Source organism: Lysinibacillus sp. FSL K6-4013, from assembly GCF_038630435.1.
Classification (GTDB): domain Bacteria; phylum Bacillota; class Bacilli; order Bacillales_A; family Planococcaceae; genus Lysinibacillus; species Lysinibacillus boronitolerans.
The window spans coordinates 1,053,173-1,071,689 of sequence record NZ_CP152031.1 but is presented as its reverse complement, the minus strand read 5'-3'; the positions used below and the strand labels follow the sequence as shown (position 1 = coordinate 1,071,689).

At 38.5% G+C, this 18,517-nt stretch carries 15 protein-coding genes; all 15 read right to left on the bottom strand.

The window, feature by feature from the left end; translation table 11 throughout:
- Positions 1–279 precede the first annotated feature (279 nt).
- Entirely contained in the window at positions 280–1,188 is a 909-nt protein-coding gene (opp4C, locus tag MHB39_RS05040) for an oligopeptide ABC transporter permease (protein ID WP_259950982.1), read from the bottom strand.
- A gap of 12 nt (positions 1,189–1,200) precedes the next feature.
- Complete coding sequence (opp4B, locus tag MHB39_RS05035; protein ID WP_016994271.1) at positions 1,201–2,166, bottom strand: oligopeptide ABC transporter permease; 966 nt, start codon at positions 2,164–2,166, stop codon at positions 1,201–1,203.
- 82 nt (positions 2,167–2,248) lie between these two features.
- A complete protein-coding gene (gene opp4A, locus MHB39_RS05030) occupies positions 2,249–3,982 on the bottom strand; it encodes an oligopeptide ABC transporter substrate-binding protein (RefSeq protein ID WP_048395392.1) in 1,734 nt (577 codons plus the stop codon).
- Positions 3,983–4,036: 54 nt separating this feature from the next.
- Positions 4,037–5,026, bottom strand: coding sequence for an ABC transporter ATP-binding protein (locus MHB39_RS05025; protein WP_048395393.1), 990 nt, complete (start codon positions 5,024–5,026; stop codon positions 4,037–4,039).
- A gap of 4 nt (positions 5,027–5,030) precedes the next feature.
- A complete protein-coding gene (locus MHB39_RS05020) occupies positions 5,031–6,026 on the bottom strand; it encodes an ABC transporter ATP-binding protein (protein ID WP_342545958.1) in 996 nt (331 codons plus the stop codon).
- Positions 6,027–6,906: 880 nt separating this feature from the next.
- Entirely contained in the window at positions 6,907–7,536 is a 630-nt protein-coding gene (gene pyrE / locus MHB39_RS05015) for an orotate phosphoribosyltransferase (RefSeq protein ID WP_016994265.1), read from the bottom strand.
- 3 nt (positions 7,537–7,539) lie between these two features.
- Positions 7,540–8,244 (bottom strand): orotidine-5'-phosphate decarboxylase, encoded by a 705-nt coding sequence (gene pyrF / locus MHB39_RS05010; RefSeq protein WP_036077160.1) that lies wholly within the window; start codon positions 8,242–8,244, stop codon positions 7,540–7,542.
- Entirely contained in the window at positions 8,244–9,155 is a 912-nt protein-coding gene (locus MHB39_RS05005) for a dihydroorotate dehydrogenase (RefSeq protein WP_016994261.1), read from the bottom strand. The genes pyrF and MHB39_RS05005 overlap by 1 nt, the downstream gene beginning before the upstream one ends.
- Positions 9,152–9,925 (bottom strand): dihydroorotate dehydrogenase electron transfer subunit, encoded by a 774-nt coding sequence (locus MHB39_RS05000; RefSeq protein WP_016994259.1) that lies wholly within the window; start codon positions 9,923–9,925, stop codon positions 9,152–9,154. The genes MHB39_RS05005 and MHB39_RS05000 overlap by 4 nt, the downstream gene beginning before the upstream one ends.
- Position 9,926: 1 nt before the next feature.
- Complete coding sequence (gene carB, locus MHB39_RS04995; protein ID WP_342545957.1) at positions 9,927–13,124, bottom strand: carbamoyl-phosphate synthase large subunit; 3,198 nt, start codon at positions 13,122–13,124, stop codon at positions 9,927–9,929.
- Positions 13,117–14,217, bottom strand: a complete 1,101-nt coding sequence (gene carA, locus MHB39_RS04990; RefSeq protein WP_016994256.1) for a glutamine-hydrolyzing carbamoyl-phosphate synthase small subunit — start codon at positions 14,215–14,217, stop codon at positions 13,117–13,119. Before carA ends, carB begins: the two co-directional genes overlap by 8 nt.
- Positions 14,217–15,494, bottom strand: a complete 1,278-nt coding sequence (locus MHB39_RS04985; RefSeq protein WP_342545956.1) for a dihydroorotase — start codon at positions 15,492–15,494, stop codon at positions 14,217–14,219. The genes carA and MHB39_RS04985 overlap by 1 nt, the downstream gene beginning before the upstream one ends.
- Before the next feature lies 1 nt (position 15,495).
- A complete protein-coding gene (locus MHB39_RS04980) occupies positions 15,496–16,374 on the bottom strand; it encodes an aspartate carbamoyltransferase catalytic subunit (protein WP_342546887.1) in 879 nt (292 codons plus the stop codon).
- Positions 16,375–16,568: 194 nt separating this feature from the next.
- Positions 16,569–17,879, bottom strand: coding sequence for a solute carrier family 23 protein (locus tag MHB39_RS04975; RefSeq protein WP_036077150.1), 1,311 nt, complete (start codon positions 17,877–17,879; stop codon positions 16,569–16,571).
- A gap of 14 nt (positions 17,880–17,893) precedes the next feature.
- The gene (gene pyrR / locus MHB39_RS04970) at positions 17,894–18,442 is read right to left on the bottom strand and encodes a bifunctional pyr operon transcriptional regulator/uracil phosphoribosyltransferase PyrR (protein ID WP_004227349.1); all 549 of its coding nucleotides are present in this window, start codon (positions 18,440–18,442) and stop codon (positions 17,894–17,896) included.
- Between the last annotated feature and the right edge of the window lie 75 nt (positions 18,443–18,517).

Here is an 18,517-nt window from a genome sequence, read left to right as displayed (position 1 = left end):
CTTGCTACATGTTGTTTTACAATCGTATTAATTAGTGTTGGTTCTACCACAGCATCTGCCTACCCTGGTCCATGCCACAGTCCAAAGCCTTGTGTGATTAGACCATAATAGTTGCTCTCAAAACATTATTTCCAGGTCTCTATGGTCTCTGTAAGGACAATCAATATTACTATGTATTAAACTATTATCCTTTATAAAATTCGGCACCTTTAAATGTGATTACTTTTACATTTAAAGGTGCCCTATTTTCTTGTCACTTATTTAATATCCATTTTTTAATTACCTTCTAGATTTTGGATTTAATGCATCCTTTAACCCTTCTCCGATAAAATTAATGGACAAAATTACTAGCGTAATAGCTGTTGCAGGAGGCACCCACATCCAAAGCTTCTCCTTTAATACCTCTGAGTTTCTAGCTTCGGACAGCATATTCCCCCAACTTGGTGTATCTGCTGGTACGCCCAACCCTAAAAAGCTTAAACCAGATTCAGCGACGATTGTTACAGCCATCAGCAATGTTGCTTGTACAATAATCGTCGAAGCAACATTAGGTAGTAAATGCTTCATAATAATCTTTGATGATTTACATCCTATTGATTGAGCTGCTAATATATACTCATTTTCCTTTTCAGCAAGCACCCTACTCCGTACAATCCTTGCAACTGATCCCCACATTAACAGTGAGATAACAAAAATCAAAGTCCATAGACCAGATACTTTTCCAATTAGAATTTGATTTAAAACAATTACAAAAATCATAAATGGAAACATTAAGATAAAATCTGTAAATCTCATGAGTATTTGATCTATTTTTCCACCAAAGTACCCTGAAATGGCGCCGACAGCAGTTCCAATTAAAACAATAAAGAACATACAGCTTAATCCTACTGTTAAGGAGGATCTACCAGCATAGAGCATTCTTGTAAACACATCTCGTCCATTTGTATCTGTTCCTAACCAATTTTCACTAGATGGTGGTTTACTTATTTGGGTAAAATCAACCCGGACAATATCTTTAGTTGTAATATATGGTGCTAGAAACGATAAGATAATAACGATCAGTAGAAATATAAGGCTAATCAAGGCTAGTTTATTTTTAAAGAACTTTCGTCTCGCAATTACCCATGGCGAGGGGCTTTTCTTTGGCGATTTTGGCGTTAAAACTTCTTGATCCGTTACCAATGTCATATTTCCCCCTCCTTAATCCAATCTAATACGTGGATCTACTACACCATATAATAAATCCGCTATTAAATTTCCAAAAAGTGTTAAAAACGAAAGTAACATTGTGATCGACATCATGACTGCATAATCCCTTCTTCCAACTGATTCAAGGAAGAGAGCACCTATTCCAGGATACGTAAAGATTGTTTCTGTTATTACCGCACCGCTAATTAAAGTTGCGATATCAAACCCAAGGAACGTAATAAGAGGAATAATAGAATTTCGTAAAATATGTTTGTTATAAATTTTCGATTCTTTTGTTCCCTTTGCTCTCGCAGTTCTTACAAAATCTTTTCTACTATTTTCAATAATGTCATTCCGCAAAAATTGTGTATAGGATGCTGTTCCCATCAATCCTAATATAAGCGCAGGTAGTAAAACATGGTGGAATCTACTTATATAGTAGTCCAAATTTCCAGGCTCTAGCCCGACACCAACAGATCCGTTAAATGGGAACCAACCTAACTTGAACGAGAAAAAGTAAATGGCTACAATTCCCGCAACAAATGACGGAATGGCTAAAGCTAGATAATTATACGTTGCAATCAAATTATCCCCAAGTGTATAGGGTTTTCTACCAGCATACATGCCCATGATAAATGCAAATATGTAGGTAAAAATTAACGATGTTAGGGCTAAAAATATGGTATTAGGTATACGCTGCGCAATAATTTCTACTGCTGGTTTCTTATAAACAGTTGATTTACCAAAATCCCCTTGCATAAAATTAACAATCCATCTACCGTATTGCTGGATAATAGGATCGTTATAGCCTAATTTTTCTCTCATTTCTTCGATATATTGTGGATTCGTATTAGAAGGATCAATTTCACCAGCAAATGCATCTCCTGGCATCATTTTCGCTAAAAAGAATACCACCAACGAAATAAGGAGTAACAATGGGATCATGCCAAGTAGTCGTCGAAGTGTATATTGAAGCATGTAACGTCTCCTTATCTATAAATTTACTAACTAAGTCCTCTTTTCAAGGACTTAGTTAGCAAGAATTAAAGTACACAATAGCTTATTCTTTAATATGCCATTTATAAACATCCGTTTGGAAGCCAACAGCGTTGACATGAACACCTTGTAAACGGTTATTAATACCATATAAATCTAAGTTTTCCCATAAAGGAAGTGCAGGTAATTCTTCGTTGAAGTATTTTTGCCATTCAACATATGTTGCCATACGTTTTTCTTTGTCAAATGCTTCTTCACTTAAGCCTTTATCCAATAATTCTTGGTTTTTAGGATCTACCCAACGACCATAGTTCCACTCAGCGTCATTACCCCATAATCCTGATGGATCTGGATCAGCACCTGTACTCCACGCACCGAAGAATGCTTCTAAAGCTGCATCATCATTATCTTTCATATCATTATATAAGTTAAACTCAATTAAACTACCTGTCGCTAATTCTGTTTTTACACCAATATCATTCCAAGATTGAACAATTGCTTGTGCACGTCCTTCAAATGCTGCGGAACCTGCATAGTGACCAAATGAAATTTTAAATGGTTGTCCCTTTGGATCTTCTACGAAACCATCACCATCTTTATCTACATAACCTGCAGATGCTAATAGCTCTTTTGCTTTTTCTGGGTTGAATTCATATTGGTTTAGTTCTGACTCTGGTGCAGCAGTCCAGAAAGTAGTTGGAATCACAGTGTTGGCAACTGTTGCTTTTCCTTCTAAGAAAGCATCGATCATTGCTGGACGGTTAATTGCATATAATAATGCTTGACGTAATTCTTTTGCATTAAATTTATCAAAATCTGCCACATTTTTTAATGTAGCTTTATCACGATGACCAAAACGAAGTCCGATATATGAATAGCCCACACCATTAGTTTCTTCAATACGTACATTGCCTAATGCTTCTAATTCTTTTACAGATTGTGGTCTAATATCCATAATGTCAATTTCTCCATTTTGGAATGCACCAGTTGCTAATGATGGGTCAATTACTTTTACAATAACACCATCAAGCTGTGGTTTGCCCTTCCAGTAATCATCAAAACGCTCTAATTCAGAATATTCTCCATCTACAACTTTTTTCACCTTAAATGGCCCTAAGCCAACAGGATTTTCACGAACTTGCTTTGACTCCTCTAAATCCTTAACAGCAATACCTTCATAATGTTTCTTCGGCATTGGATTTGACCATAGATTTTCTAAATTATTAATTTTCACTTGTTCAAAAGTGATTTTTACAGTGTATGGATCTACTACTTCAATACCTTCGATTTTGTCAGCCTTACCTTCTTTTTTAGCTTTGGCACCTTTAATTCCCTCAACATAATTGTAGCGAGGTCCAGCATAATCAGGATGCGCAAGAGTTTCTAAAGCAAAAACCCAGTCATCAGCTGTTAATTCCTCACCATTATGCCATTTTACACCCTTCTGGAATGTAAACGTATACGTTAATTTATCCTCACTAATTTCCCATGAAGCTAAGTTTGGAACATATTCTAAGTCATCATTTACATCATAAATACCTTCCATTGTGAAATTTTGAATATAGCTGTCTACAATACTACCTGAATAAGCAGGATCATATACGCCTTCAGGTGCAACATCTGTACCATATGTTACGATGCCACCCTCTGTAGAAGGTTCATCTGTTGTTGTCGTTGTATCCCCGCTTGTATCCTTTTCATTTTCCTTCTCTGTTTTTGATGAGTCATTATTACATGCAGCTAAAAATAATGCCATAACTAGCAATAGCATAAATGACCATAATGCTGATTTTTTCATTTTTTTCCCCCCGTAATTTTATTTTTGTCAATAACTATTTTCCGTTTTTAGTTTTTAATATAAATGACAAGCAACACTATGCCCCGACTTCACCTCCTTTAAAGCTGGCTTAGATAATGAACATTCTGCCATTGCCTTTGGACATCTTGGATGGAATGGACAGCCTGATGGTGGATTAGCAGGGCTCGGTATATCTCCCTCTAAAACAATACGACTATTTTTCTTTCTCGGATCTGGCACAGGTATTGCAGAGATCAATGCTTGTGTATAAGGATGTAATGGCTCATCGTAAATATGTTCCTTATCAGCTATTTCTACAATATTTCCTAGATACATCACGCCAATTCGATCGCTCATATGCTTGACCACACTTAAATCATGTGCGATAAACAGGAATGTTAAATCAAACTCATCCTGAAGTTCTTTTAATAGATTAAGAACTTGTGATTGTACTGATACATCTAAGGCTGAAACAGGCTCGTCTGCAATAATAAGCTTTGGTCTAAGTGCAAGTGCCCGAGCAATACCAATACGCTGGCGCTGGCCACCTGAGAACTCATGAGCATATTTATAATAGGCATCTTCAGGTAAGCCGACTTTTCTTAATAGCTCCATTACCTCGCCTTTTAATGATTTCAATGATTTGTTACTGAAATTCATAATCGGCTCTGCAACAATGCTTCCTACCATTTGCATAGGATTTAAAGATGCGTATGGATCCTGAAATACCATTTGAATATCTTTTCGTATATCTCTTAAAGATTTCCCTCTCAAGTTTGTAATATCTTTACCGTCAAAGATAATTTTTCCATCCGTCGAGTCTAATAATCTTAAAATTGTCCGTCCAGTTGTCGATTTGCCGCAACCCGATTCTCCAACTAACCCTAATGTCTCACCATTTTTAATAGAAAAAGAAATGTTATCCACTGCTTTTACATGACCAACAGTATGCCTTAAGAAGCCACCTTTGATTGGGTAATATGTTTTCAAATCAATTATTTCTAATAAGTTATCCTTTTTTTGTTTTACGATTGTTTCATTCATGTTGTCAGCTCACACCCTTTCTAGTATCGCAACTTTCATAAAGTAAACAAGATACCTCATGTCCATCATCTATAAAGGAAAGTTGCGGCGTAACCTTGCTACAATCAGGCATAGCTGAAGGACATCTATCCACAAAACGGCAACCTATTTGGGGCATATTTTTCAACGAAGGTACAATCCCTTGAATGGTCGTTAACTTTTCAACTTCCTCATCGATTCTTGGTATAGAAGCCATTAATAGCTTTGTATAAGGATGCTGAGGGTTGTGGAACAAATTATCTACATTTGTTCTTTCTACAATTTTCCCTGCATACATGATAATTACTTCATCACACATTTCGGCTACGACACCTAAATCATGTGTAATAAGCACGATGGACATATCATTCTTTGCTTGAATTGTCTTTAATAGATCTAGGATTTGAGCTTGTACCGTCACATCAAGAGCCGTAGTAGGTTCATCTGCAATTAATAGTTTAGGTTGACATGCAATGGCAATGGCAATCATAACCCTTTGTCTCATACCACCAGATAATTGGTGTGGATACTCATCAACAATTTGATCCGCTCTCGGTATGCCAACTTGTTTTAATAAGTCTATTGCTTTACTTTTAGCCTCTGCCTTTGAGATTTTAGAGTGATTTAAGATAATCTCTTGTATTTGTGAACCAATTGTAAAAACGGGATTTAATGATGTCATGGGTTCTTGGAAAATCATACTGATATCTTTTCCTCTAATCTTATTCATGTCATCGCTAGAATAATTTTCGATGTTTTTGCCTTCAAACTTAATTTCTCCGCCTGTAATTTTACCAATCCCTTTTGGAAGAAGCTGCATAACTGAAAGGGACATGACACTTTTTCCACATCCAGATTCTCCAACTACCCCAATAATTTGACCTGATTTGACTGAAAAAGAAACATCATCAACAGCATGATAAATCTCCCCATCTATATCAAAACCAGTTTTAAGGTTTTTCACTTCTAACATTAAGCTCATTTAATATCACACCTTTAATTTTTTTACTAAAAATCACTACATCCTTTATGTAAGCAACAGAAACATATGTCTAAAATGTATTCTTTAAGTAAAAGATGTAAAAAGAAATTAGCTTTTGGATTCCCTCATAAGATCCAATATTCCGAAAAATTAGATCATAAGGTGTTAAACCTATTTCAAAATTATATTAGCTAAAAAAAACATCAAATTTTAAAAAGAACATCTTCCTTACATAAAATTGACCCTATTTTCCAAATGTAATAGTAACTGGATCAGTATATAATATTCTGACAATTAGGCGTAATGCTATTTTATCTGGAAATAATACATTTAATCAAGTGAATTTTTACAATTCTCATAATATTACATACAAAATAATCCATACAACTATACCATTTTAAATTAGATGCTTTAGGTTTTGCCATACTGAACATTTGTTCATTTTTAACTTTATTTGCCTAAAGTATCATTTTTTTATTTTACTAAAATAATAACAACCTACTCAATTGACCTATTCATACTACGTTAAAATTTACTTTTATTTGGAAAACATGATTATAAAAGGATTTTTATTGTTTATTTAATTCATAGAATGATACTAAATTTTCCTAATTATTATTAATGAATAATTTTATTTATTAAAGTGCTAAACAAATAAAGTATTTTATATTACATTAGAAAAATAAATTATTTTTACAATTTCTTTAATCTATAGGCCATACTTCTTTTAAAAGTTAACAAAGTTTATTTTCCTTTGACTACGTCGAAAAAACACAAAAAACAACTATCAACAAAAGTATCGATAGTTGTTTCTATGCATTTGCTCTCTTTTATATTCCAGTAACTCTATGTTTTACTACTACTTTTACAAGATTTCTAATTATAGCTCTCCAGCTTTTAATTTTCCATGCCACTCTTTTAAGAATGGAATATCTTCTTCTTTAATAGCGCCGGATTCATTTGCTGCTTCAATCAGATAATCAAAATTTGTTAATGATACATATTGGATGCCAGCCTCATCAAATGCTTGTTCAGCGCGTGGAAGATTATATGTATAAACACATACAACGCCAAGCACCTCACAGCCTGCTGCACGCAATGCTTCTACTGCTGTAATGGAAGAGCCACCTGTAGAGACGATATCCTCCACAACCACTACTTTTTGTCCTGCTGCGTATTTTCCTTCAATTTGATTGCCACGACCATGCTCCTTCGCTTTCGAGCGTACATAAACCATTGGTAATTCTAAAATATCACTTACCCATGCTGCATGTGGGATACCTGCTGTAGCTGTTCCTGCTACAATTTCTGTCGCACCGAAGTTCTCTTTGATGACAGAGGCTAAACCATTTGCTAATTGTTTTCGAATAACTGGATCGGAAATGGTTAAACGTGTATCACAGTATATAGGTGATTTAATACCAGATGCCCATGTAAATAGCTCTGTAGGATTTAATTCTACAGCCCCAACTTTTAACATAGCGTGTGCAATTTCATTTTGTAATGTCATAATTTATGCCTCCCATAATTCACTTACGATTTTATACGCTGCTACTGGATCCTGTGCACCTGTTACAGCACGGCCAACAACGATGAGTGATGAACCATCACGCTTTGCCCCATCAGGTGTTGCTATACGTTTTTGATCGTGTGCAGCACCGCCAGCTAAACGAATTCCAGGTGTGACACGTAGAAATTCATCTCCACACGCCTCAGCAATCGCCTTAGCCTCATGGACAGAGCAAACAACACCTTGTAAGCCAGCTTCCTTTGTGAGCCCTGCGTAGTGTAGGACAGACTCTTGCAATGAAAGAGCAATTTTTTGCTCTGCTTGCATTTGTTCTTCTGTTGTGGATGTTAATTGAGTAACGGCTATTAGTGCAGGACGTACTTTGCCTAATGGCGTTCCCGCTTCAAGTCCTTCTAGAGCAGCTTCCATCATAGGACGTCCGCCTGCAGCATGGACATTAACTAAATCTACCCCTAATTTTGCTAGACCCTTCATCGCAGAGCCTACTGTATTTGGGATATCATGTAATTTTAAATCAAGGAAAATATCATGACCTAAATCCTTTACTTTGCGTACGATATCAGGTCCTTCTTGCATATATAATTCCATTCCAATTTTCACGAAAAGAGGCTCATCGAACTTTTTAAGAAAATCGAATACTTCTTTTTCTCCTGGAAAATCTAGAGCTAGTATAGGTTTCGTATTCATCAACGATGGCTCCTTCCAATAATCTCTGTTATATGTTCTACACCTAATGCATCCAGCTTTGCTGGTAATTCTTCAATAATGTTCGGACAAACGAAATGGTCAACAAAGTTAGCTGTTCCTACTGCTACAGCTGAAGCACCTGCAGACATAAAATCAATGACATCCTGCGCTTCTGTTACACCGCCCATACCAATTATCGGAATATTGACAGCCTTGTACACCTCATAAACCATTCGTATTGCTACAGGCTTTACAGCAGGACCAGATAGTCCACCTGTGCCATTAGCAATGACTGGCTTACCTGTACGCTCGTCTAATCGCATACCAACCAATGTATTAATCATCGTAATACCATCTGCTCCACCTGCTTCAACAGCTAGGGCAATATCAACGATGTTCGTCACGTTTGGTGATAGCTTCACATAGACTGGCACTTCTGACACAGCCTTTACTGCCTTGACAAGCTCACGGGCTGTAGCAGGATCTGTTCCAAATTGAATACCACCACATTTCACATTAGGGCAAGAAATATTCAGCTCCAGCGCTTTAACATTTGGTGCTGTTGAAATACGGCGTGCTACTTCTACATAATCTGCTGTCTCTGTTCCAGCGACATTGGCGATGATAGGCACATCAAAACCCTCTAAAAATTTTAATTCCTCATTCATCACTTTTTCAATGCCTGGATTTTGTAGACCAATGGCATTTAACATTCCTGCTGCTGTTTCGGCAACACGAGGCGTAGGGTTACCCGCACGCGTTTCGACCGTTGTTGCCTTAATCATGATAGCACCTAGATTAGACAAATCATAAAGCTGTGCATATTCACGACCAAAGCCAAAGCAACCTGAGGCTGGCATAATAGGGTTTTTTAAATCTAAGCCTGGTATTTGAATTGCTAAACGACTCATAGTGCCACCGTTCCTTTCGGGAAAACTGGACCATCAGAGCAAACTTTAACATAGTCTTTTTCAACTTGATCCGTTGTTTTGCATACACATGCAAAGCAAGCTCCAATCCCACAGCCCATACGTTCTTCAAATGATAAATAGCCCTCTTTTTCAGGGTAATAGCCTTCTAATGCTCTTAACATTGGTAAGGGGCCACAGGAATAAAAAACATCAAATTCAGGAGCACGCGTCTCTAAAACCGTGGTTACAAAGCCTTTTGTACCTTTCGAGCCATCCACCGTAACATAATGCGTTTCACCAAGTGCACTAAATTCATCCTCATAAAAGCAGACATCCTCTGTTTGGAAGCCTAGGACATGGATTGTTTTCACACCACGAGCATTCAATTGCTTGGCTAGCTCATATAATGGAGGTACACCAATACCACCACCAACTAATAGCGCCGTGCCTCCTTCCTGAACTGCATCTACTGGAAAGCCATTCCCTATTGGGCCAAGTACATCGACTTGTTGCCCCTCACGATTCGTCGCTAACACTTTCGTACCGCGCCCCTCGGCACGATAAATCATCGTAAATTCATTGTTGTCTTGATCAATATTTGCAATACTAATTGGTCGACGTAAAAGCGGCTCCAGTGAATCCGACACCTTTACATGGACAAACTGGCCAGGAGTCATCTCCTGAACCAGTTCACCATGAAGTGTCAGTTCGAAAATGTTTGTCGCAATTTGCTTTTGAGAGACGACCGTCATTTTCTCTTGACGTATCATATTAGTGTACTACCTCCGCTTTTGGCATTTGTTCTGCTGTAAATGTCATAGATTCGATAACACGTACCATTGCTTCTGCTGTATCTAGAGATGTTAGACAAGGTACACCATTTTCTACAGACTCACGACGAATTCGGAAGCCGTCACGAGCTGGTTGCTTGCCTTTTGTTAATGTATTGACAACAAGCTGAGCTTCCCCATTTTGAATAAGGTCAATCAATGTTTGTCCTTTCGCCCCGATCTTACCTACTACATCCGTTCTTACGCCTGCTGCTTCAAATGCTTTTGCTGTACCTTCAGTAGCTACAATGCGATAGCCTACTGTTGAGAAGCGTTTTGCTAATGCAATCGCTTCTTCCTTATCTTTATCAGACACAGTGAATAATACTGTACCTTCTGTTCGGATTTCCATACCTGCTGCAACTAAGCCTTTATAAAGAGCTTTTTCTAATGTTGCATCTTTCCCCATTACTTCACCAGTAGATTTCATTTCAGGCCCTAATGTAATGTCTACACGACGTAATTTAGCGAATGAGAACACTGGTACTTTTACAAATACGCCTTTTTGCTCCGCTGCTAAGCCTGTTGGATAGCCTTGCTCTACAATGGATTTGCCAAGGATTGCTTTTGTTGCAATATTAGCCATTGGAATATTTGTAATCTTACTTAGGAACGGTACTGTACGTGATGAACGTGGGTTCACCTCGATAACAAATACTTCGTTTTGTGAAATAACATATTGAATGTTCATTAAGCCGATGATGCCTAGCCCCTTCGCAAGACGAGTTGTATAGTCAACTAATGTATCTTTTTGTGCCTGTGTTAATTTTTGCGGTGGGTAAACAGAGATTGAGTCACCAGAGTGAACTCCTGCACGCTCGATGTGCTCCATAATTCCTGGAATTAACACATTCTCACCGTCACAGATAGCATCTACTTCAATTTCCTGACCTGTTAAGTAACGGTCTACTAAAACTGGATGATCTGGAGATGCCTCTACCGCATTTTCCATATAGTGCTGTAATTCTTCTTGGTTATAAACAATTTCCATTGCACGTCCACCAAGTACATATGAAGGGCGAACAAGCACTGGGAAGCCTAGACGCTCACCAATGGCAAGAGCTTCCTCTGTAGAAACCGCTGTTTCTCCTTGAGGTTGTGGAATATCTAATTCACGTAGCGCCTGCTCAAATTTATCTCGGTTTTCTGCACGGTCAATATCCTCAAGAGATGTACCTAGGATTTTCACGCCATTAGCAGCTAATTTATCAGCAAGGTTGATAGCCGTTTGACCACCAAATTGAACAACAACACCAATTGGTTGTTCTAAGTCGATAATATGCATAACGTCCTCAATTGTTAATGGTTCAAAGTATAACTTATCGGAAATTGAGAAGTCTGTTGACACCGTTTCTGGATTTGAGTTGATGATGATTGCTTCATAACCCGCTTCTTGAATCGCCCATACTGAGTGTACAGTGGCATAGTCAAATTCTACCCCTTGCCCGATACGGATTGGACCTGAACCAAGTACCACAACAGAAGGTTTTTCTGACTTAATCGATTCATTTTCGTCTTCATATGTGCCATAGAAATATGGTGTTTCTGATTCAAATTCTGCTGCACATGTATCCACCATTTTATAGACTGGCATAATGCCATGCTCTTTACGATAAGCGTAAAGATCTTCTGGTGTCGTTTCCCAAAGTTCAGCAATTTTCTTATCTGCAAAGCCTAAACGTTTAGCTGTTCGTAGTACGTCTTTGTCATTCTTATTGTCTGCAAGCGTTTGTTCCATATCCACAATATTTTTAAATTTATTTAAGAAGAATTGATCGATTGCTGACCATTCATGAATTTGTTCAATTGTTACACCTCGACGTAAAGCTTCACCGATGAAGAATAGACGTTCATCCCCAGCCTTGCGAATACGTTTTTCAATCCAAGAATCGGAATTTTCTTCAGCATGTTTTAACTCTAAATGTACTTGACCTGTCTCAAGAGAACGAACCGCTTTTAGCATAGCTTCCTCAAAAGTACGACCTAACGCCATTACTTCACCAGTCGCTTTCATTTGCGTACCAAGATTACGTTTAGCAGATTCGAATTTATCGAATGGCCAGCGAGGAATTTTTGCTACGATATAGTCCAGTGCAGGCTCAAAACAAGCATATGTTGAACCTGTTACAGGGTTCTTAATTTCATCTAACGTTAAGCCTACTGCAATTTTAGCGGCTAGCTTAGCAATTGGATAACCTGTTGCTTTTGATGCTAATGCAGATGAACGAGAGACACGTGGATTTACTTCAATCACATAGTAATTAAAGCTATATGGATCAAGTGCAAGCTGTACATTACAACCACCTTCTATTTTTAATGCGCGAATAATATCGAGTGAAATATTACGTAGCATTTGGTTTTCGCGATCAGATAGTGTTTGCGTTGGTGCAACAACGATTGAGTCACCTGTATGAATCCCTACTGGGTCAACGTTTTCCATGTTACATACAACGATGGCATTGTCAGCTGCATCACGCATTACTTCGTATTCAATCTCTTTATAGCCTGCGATTGATTTCTCTAATAGACATTGCGTTACAGGTGAATATTTTAAACCCGATGTCACAATCTCTTCTAAGTCTTGATCGTTGTAGCAAATACCGCCCCCTGTACCGCCAAGTGTAAAGGCAGGTCGAACAATAACAGGATAGCCAATTTTCGCAACAAATCTTTTCGCTTCATCTAAGTTATGAATAATATCAGATTCAGGAACTGGAGCTCCTAGCTCATACATTAGATTACGGAATAAATCACGGTCCTCTGCTTTATGGATGGCATCTAATTTAGTACCAAGAATTTCAATCCCAAGCTCATCTAGAATACCTGATTTGTCTAATTCGATCGCCATATTTAGGCCCGTTTGACCACCAAGTGTTGGTAAAATCGCGTCTGGGCGTTCTTTACGTAATATACGTGATACAAAATCAAGAGAAATTGGCTCAATATAGACTTTGTCTGCAATTTCTGTATCTGTCATGATTGTAGCAGGGTTTGAATTGATTAAAATAACGCGGTAGCCCTCTTCTTTTAATGAAAGACATGCTTGTGTTCCTGCATAGTCAAATTCTGCTGCTTGTCCGATAACAATTGGGCCTGAGCCGATTACTAAAATAGTTTCAATATCTGTACGTTTAGGCATGTTGTTTCCCCTTCCCTGCTTCTACTTCCATCATTTCGATGAATTCATCAAATAAGTGGTTTGAATCTTCTGGACCTGGTGATGCTTCTGGGTGATATTGCACAGTGAAAATTGGATATTTTTTATGACGCACACCTTCACATGTTCCATCATTTAACGCGATATGTGTTAATTCTAAATCAGTATCTTTCAATGATTCGATATCGATGGCATAGCCATGGTTCTGAGATGTTAAATCTGTACGACCTGTGCGTAAATCTTTTACTGGATGGTTACCACCACGGTGTCCAAACGGTAATTTAAAGGCTTTCGCACCACTCGCTAAAGAAAAGATTTGATGGCCTAAACAAATACCGAACATTGGCACTTTCCCAATTAAGTTACGTACTGTTTCAATGCCTTCTTGAACATCTTCAGGATTTCCTGGTCCATTCGACAGCATGATGCCATCTGGATGCCAAGCTAAAATTTCCTCAGCTGACGTATTATAAGGTACTACTAGCACATCACAATCACGTTTGTTTAATTCACGTAAAATCCCATGCTTCATACCATAATCAATTAGGACAACTCGTTTACCACGTCCTGGAGATGGGTAGGCCGCTTTTGGTGATACTTCACGAACATGGTGCGTAATGGCTGGCGTTGCTTGTAATTGTGCCACAATTTCATCCACATTTACTTCTTCATCAGCAGCTGTCAAAATCGCTTTTACGGAACCTTTACTACGAATAATACGTGTTAATTTTCGTGTATCAATCCCTTCAATTCCTGGGATATCCTTTGATGTCAAATAATCATCTAAAGTTAAATCACAGCGGAAATTTGAAGGATTTTTAGCTAATTCACGCACAACAAATCCACGAATGGCTGGCGTAATCGATTCAAAGTCATCACGGTTAATGCCGTAATTACCAACTAAAGGATAAGTTAAAGTGACAATTTGTCCATAGAATGAGGGATCTGAAATCGTTTCCTGATAACCCGTCATCCCTGTTGTGAATACAACCTCACCTTGTGAAGCGCGCTCGCTACCAAATGCTGTACCTGTAAATACTGTGCCATCTTCTAAAACTAGTAAACGTTTTTTCATTACTCTGCCTCCTGATATACGATATTGCCTTCAAAAATCGTTAGTACTGGCCAACCCTTTGCCACCCAGCCATTGAATGGTGTATTACGACCTTTTGATACAAAGCCTTCTGCATCAATCGTTTGTTCTTTTTGAGTATCAATTAAAATCATATCAGCTGAAGCACCCACTTCTAATGTGCCATATGGCAGATCAAAAATCTCAGCTGCCTTCACTGTCATCCAATCAACTAATTGTTTTAACGTCCACTTTCCTGTTTCTACAAACTGTGTATAAAGTAGTGGGAAAGCTGTTTCGAAACCTACAATACCAAATGGTGCGCCAACCATACCGCAGCATTTTTCTTCTACTGTGTGTGGCGCATGATCTGTTGCGATGCAGTCGATTGTGCCATCAAGTAGTGCTGCATGTAGAGAATCTTTATCATCCGCTGCGCGTAATGGTGGATTCATTTTCCAATTCGCATCATCAGATGGAATATCCATCTCTTCTAGTAATAAATGATGTGGACAAACTTCTGCTGTGACACGGATTCCTGCAGCCTTTGCATCTCTGACCGCACGCACTGATTCCTTCGTCGATACGTGACAAACATGGTAACGAGCGCCTGCTGCTTCTGCAAGTAGTACATCTCGTGCAATTTGTACGGATTCACAAATGGAAGGTATTCCTGGGAGGCCTAGCTCTTTATTACGCTTTCCTTCATGCATCACACCATCATAGATTAATGAGTTGTCCTCACAATGTGCTACAACGACCATATCGTGCTGGGCTGCATCTTTCATTTGCTCATACATCGTAGAGGCTAGCTGAATGCCAACACCATCATCTGAGAATGCTACTGCTCCATATGCTTTTAATTCTTCGATATTTGTTCGAACCTCACCCGATATATCCTTTGTTAGGGAACCATATGGGAGTACTCGAATAACAGCGCTGTCCTTAATGAGCCCATTGATGAGCTGCATGTTTTCAACTGAATCAGGTACTGGCTTTGTATTAGGCATTGCGCAAATTGTTGTAAAGCCACCTTTTGCTGCTGATGCCGAACCTGTTGCAATGGTTTCCTTATGCTCAAATCCTGGCTCTCGTAAATGTGTATGAACATCGATAAAGCCTGGTGCCACGATTAAACCATGTCCTTCAATTTGCTCTGCACCTGCTACAGTTACATCCTGACCAATAGCCGTAATCTTTCCGTCTGCCATTGCTATATTGACTGTCTTCAATTCACCTTGTTCATCTAGCATTTGTACATTTTGAAGTACCTTTGTCATTTTATTCTCTCCCCTTTAAAATGGTTTCCATAATAGCCATCCGTGTGTAAACACCGTTCCGCACCTGTTCAAAAATTCGAGAGCGATCACACTCGACTAACTCAGAAGCAATTTCGACATCACGATTGACGGGTGCTGGATGCATGATAATGGCTGATTCTTTCATTTGCTTTTCTCGTTCAATTGTTAAACCAAACTCTTGATGGTAACCTTCCTTTGAGAAGCTTTTATTTACCTTATGACGTTCATGTTGCACACGTAGTAACATAATGACATCACTTATTTCGATCAGATTATCCCATGAATGGTGCGCTTCAAAGCCGCCAGACCATTCTTCCGGACAAAGGAAATGAACATTTGCCCCTAAATTTTGTAATGCTGTTGCATTTGATTTCGCTACTCGACTATGTGAGATATCTCCAGCAATTGTGACATTCAACCCCTCGAAATAGCCAAACTCTTTTTTGATGGTATAAAGATCCAATAAGGATTGTGAAGGATGCTGTCCAGCACCGTCCCCTGCATTAATAATCGCTACATTAATACCATCCAGCAGCTCATTGTAATACTCATCTTCTGACGCTCGAATGATGACAGCATCTAAACCAATCATTTCTAACGTTTTGACAGTATCGTACATCGTTTCCCCTTTCGTAACACTCGAAAACCCTGCATCAAAAGAAATAACATGACAGCCAATTTTGTATTCTGCCATTTCAAAGCTTGTTTTTGTGCGAGTACTTGGTTCAAAAAATAAATTGGCCACTTTGTGTGTGCGAGATAACGATGATGTTTCACCATTTTCAAATGCTTGCGCAAGATCTAGGATTTGGTTAATCTCTTCTGTTGTTAAATGTTCCATCGATAATAAGTTCTTCATCATGTGACCTCCATTAGGTTGTGAATCGTGAACGTCTATATATGACGTTCTCTGTATATAAAGTAAAAGCCCCGTTGATGTCATCAACGAGGCATGAGGAGGCGTGACAAACTACAGCAAGACATATATCCTACTTCAGCCTGTCCACAACTTCCCTTTTTTTGCCTCTCTGGACAATTCATTAAAAGGTACTACTATGAATCTTTATTTTGATTGTATTGTACGGGTATATCAGCTTCTTTTTTACCTGGTAGAATCGCATTCAATAGCACACCAATAATCGCCGCTAGTGCCATTCCTTCAACACTCAATGATTCTGAGATAACAAACTTGGCACCGCCAATACCAATGACTAGAATCACCGAAGCAATTACTAGGTTACGACTGTTACCAAAATCAATATGATTATCCACTAGCATACGTAAGCCACTTGCCGCGATAATTCCGAAGAGTAAGATGGAAACTCCACCAAGTACTGCGGTTGGAATCGTTGCAATTACTGCCATTGCTTTCCCGAAGAATGATAGTAAGATAGCAACCACTGCTGCCCCTGCAATAACATAGATACTGTATACTCGAGTAATGGCTAGTACACCAATATTTTCACCATACGTTGTTTTCGGAGGACCTCCGATTAAAGCACTCACAAATGTACCAAGCCCGTCACCTAGTAGCGAACGGTGTAGTCCTGGCTCTTTAATATAATCCCGATCTACTACTTTTCCTAATACCAGTTGATGACCAATATGTTCCGAAATTGTTACAATTACGATTGGCACCATGATAAGTAGAATTTTTGTTGTTATTTCAAACTCATAATGCACACCTGGTAGTAAGAAATCAGGCATTGCGAAGAATTTTGCTTTAGCAATCGGTGTATAGTCTACTATGTCGATCATCATGGAGTAAATGTATCCTACAATTAGACCCATCAAAATTGGCATAGTGCTTAAAATTCCTTTAAAGAAAATCGTAAAGATGATAGCTGTAAAGACCGTCACTAAAGCAGCTGAGAAGTGTAAAAAGCTATACTCTCCATTGACGTTCATCGCCATATTCACAGCCGTACCAGAAAGTCCAAGCCCAATTACCATAATTACTGGGCCTACCACAATCGGTGGCAAGATTTTCATAATCCACTTATAACCACTTTTCCAAATAATTAAGGATACAATTCCGTACGTAATGCCGACAGCCATGGCACCGATCATGGCATTGCCTGGGTTTACACTTGAACCGTCTTCATTTAAACCACCTGCAGCAAGTAAAATTGGTGCAATAAAGGCGAAAGATGATCCTAAATAAGCGGGTACCTGAAATTTCGTAATTAATAGGAAGAATAATGTAGCAATTCCGCTTGTTAAAAGGGCAATCGCTGGACTAAGTCCTACTAACTGCGGTACTAAAATCGTTGAACCAAACATCGCAAACATATGCTGGAAACTTAATGTCACTAGCTGGAGCGGGGTCGGTTTATCCTTAATATCTAAAACTGCATTTGACATACTGTTTCCTCACTTTATTGTTCGTCTTCTTTGTAAATAATGACGCAATCTTCTCCGTCTACTTCCTGTAAATTGACAACAATGCGCTCAGAGCCAGAAGTTGGAACATTTTTTCCCACATAGTCGGCTCTAATTGGTAGCTCTCGATGTCCTCTATCCACTAGAACGGCAAGCTGAATTTGTGCAGGTCTTCCTAAATCCATTACAGCATCTAAAGCTGCACGTACTGTTCGACCTGTATAAAGTACATCATCCACTAAGATGATCTTTTGATTTTTCACTTGATACTCGATATCAACTTGTTCTACATGTGCTTGTTCGTTTTCATGTTTTGTTGTTAAATCATCTCGGTAAAGTGTAATATCAAGTTCCCCTGTACGAATTGGTTTACCTTCTATTTTTTCAATTCGCTGTGCTAAACGTCTGGCTAGAAAGGCACCTCTTGTTTTAATGCCAACTAAAATACATTCATCGATTCCTTTATTACGTTCAATAATTTCATGGGCAATACGTGTTAATGCTCGTGTCATTGATGGGCCATCTAATAATTCATTTTGTGCCATATTCGTATCCTCCTCTCTTCAATCTAGTGTTGGCCATGTGTCCATAAAAAAACCTCTCGAGGCGAATAGCCTGAG